Below are 2,210 nucleotides of genomic sequence, written 5' to 3'. Positions count from 1 at the left end.
GCGGCGAAGGCCAGGCTGAAGGCCAGGAGGCCCGCCGCCAGGACCAGCGGCCCGGCGAGCGGCACCAGCGCTGCGCAGATGCCGCCCAGCAGGCCGCTCAGCGCGAAGGTGCGAAAGCCCGCCGCGCGCTCGCCCTCCGCCTCCTCCCGCGCCCGCCAGCCGCGCTCCAGCCCGACGAGCAGGCCGATGCTGAGTGCCACCGCCAGCCGATGGAGAAGTTCGTCCGAGAACATGGCCCGTCCCAGTATTCGGCGAGACGGACCGGTTGTGCGGCGCGCCCCCCGGCCAGGGCAAGCATGGCTGCCGCGAGCTGGCTAGCCGGTCCCGGCCCCGGCCCTTCGAAGAACCGGCCGGCGAAGCAGCGCGGCCATGGGGCACCGAACCAGGTCGCGGATCTCCCGCCAGGAGCCGGCCGGCGCACGGAAGCCGGCATCAGGCGGTCATTCGCGGTCCGGCACCCGCCGCCGGCAAGTAACCGCCGCCCGCGCATGGACGAACGTCATCATGACGGCGGCCTGAACGTCCGCATCCACACGCCGGGACAGCATGGCCGGCACATCACGACCTGCTGATTTCTTCGTGCATACGCAACTGCTTCTGGCGCGGCCTGCAGCCCGCTCGTAGAAGCCGCGCATACTTCATCCATACGACAGGTGCCCCATGTCCCGGCCCGGCCTTCATCGTCATGCCCATTCATTTCATCACGGATATGCATCATGGCATCGAAATGGCGCCGGATCGGAGCCTGGCCCGAGAACGTCCTGATCCAGGCCCAGCAGGACGAGCGCGACGGCAAGTTCCAGGCTCTGGTCGGCCAGCGGATCCTGGTCGGGTTCACCTTCAAGGACCGCGAGGGCAACGTGCAGGATCACGCCCAGCACACGGGCTGGATCGTGGCGGCTTCGCCCGACGCGATCGAGATCGAGGACGACGTGACGGGCGACGTGTTCAGCATCCCGGGTCTCCTGGACAACCTCACCGTGCCCGCCCCTGGCCGGTACCGGCTGAAGAAGTCCGGGCGCATCGTGATCGACCCGGATCTCTACACGACCTTCGACATCTATCCCGCCCCGGAAGGCTACGCGGCCGACGAGGACGAGGAGGAGACGCAGGCCTGAATCCCGGTCGGGCCGGCGGCGCCCCGCGGCGCCGCCGGTACCGCGCAGCCGTTCGGCAATTTCCGGACGCGACGGAGCTTGGCCATGCTATCATCGCCGGCCGGATCTTTTGGCCAGGCTTTGGCCCTTAGCGAAGGCGACGATTCGCTTTTTGCACGAACGAACCCGAGCAAGCAGTTTTCTCATTATTTATCAAATACTTATCTTGCATCGGGTTGCCGCGCAACGCGCGCCGCCCCCCTTGTCAGACCAGCGAGAACCCGCGCCAGAACGGGTCGCGGTCGTCCACGATGATGGTGTTGTAGCCGGTGGTGCGCGCCCAGCCGGCGATCGACGGGATGATCGCCGGGATGCCGGCCAGTTCGGTCGCCGCCTCCACCCTGCCCTCGAACAAGGAGCCGATGATGCTCTCGTGGACGAAGTCGTCGCCGACCTTGAGCCGCCCCTTGGCGACCAGCTGCGCCATGCGCGCCGAGGTGCCGGTCCCGCACGGGCTGCGGTCGATCGCCTTGTCGCCGTAGAACACGGCGTTGCGGGCATGCGCGCCTTGCCGGGTGGGCCTGCCGGTCCACTGGATGTGGCTCACCCCCCGGATGGTCGGGTCGAGCGGATGGACCGGCTCGACCAGCGCCTGCAGGCGGCGGCGCAGTTCCGGCGAGAGGCGCTGGATCTGGCCGGCCGAGAGGTCGGCCATGTCCCTGAAGTGCGGCTGCGGCTCGACGATCGCGTAGAAATTGCCGCCATAGGCGATGTCGACCACCAGTTCGCCCAGCTCCGGGCAGTCCACCCGCACCTCGCTCATGGCGAGGTAGGAGGGCACGTTGGTGAGCCTGACCTTCTCGACGAACCGCCCGTCCCGGGTGAACTCGGCCACCACCCTTCCTGCCGGCACGTCCAGCAGCAGCCGGCCTTCGGCCTTGGGCACCACATGGCCCTGCTCGATCGCCATGGTGACCGTGCCGATCGTGCCGTGGCCGCACATCGGCAGGCAGCCTGAGGTCTCGATGAACAGGATGCCGACATCGCCGTCGGGCGTGGTCGGCGGGTAGAGGATCGAGCCGGACATGACGTCGTGGCCGCGCGGCTCGAACA

Annotated in this window: 4 protein-coding genes; 1 reads left to right on the top strand and 3 read right to left on the bottom strand. The window is 68.6% G+C overall.

Features of this window, described 5'->3' with window-relative positions; genetic code table 11:
* Positions 1 to 233: MgtC/SapB family protein (locus VNS22_RS17120; protein WP_325734526.1), on the bottom strand; the 233-nt coding region annotated here is incomplete at its 3' end.
* 207 nt (positions 234 to 440) lie between these two features.
* Entirely contained in the window at positions 441 to 635 is a 195-nt protein-coding gene (locus VNS22_RS17115) for a hypothetical protein (protein WP_325734525.1), read from the bottom strand.
* Positions 636 to 716: 81 nt separating this feature from the next.
* Between VNS22_RS17115 and VNS22_RS17110 the strand changes: the two genes are divergently transcribed.
* The gene (locus tag VNS22_RS17110; protein WP_325734524.1) at positions 717 to 1,118 is read left to right on the top strand and encodes a hypothetical protein; all 402 of its coding nucleotides are present in this window, start codon (positions 717 to 719) and stop codon (positions 1,116 to 1,118) included.
* A gap of 244 nt (positions 1,119 to 1,362) precedes the next feature.
* Here VNS22_RS17110 and VNS22_RS17105 read toward each other — a convergent pair.
* Positions 1,363 to 2,210, bottom strand: an 848-nt coding sequence (locus VNS22_RS17105; RefSeq protein ID WP_325734522.1) for a 4-hydroxyproline epimerase, incomplete at its 5' end; no start/stop codon positions are given.

The organism is Geminicoccus sp. (genome assembly GCF_035556675.1).
Lineage (GTDB): Bacteria > Pseudomonadota > Alphaproteobacteria > Geminicoccales > Geminicoccaceae > Geminicoccus.
Note: the sequence above shows the minus strand (reverse complement) of the source record. Positions and strands in the feature narration are given on the sequence as shown.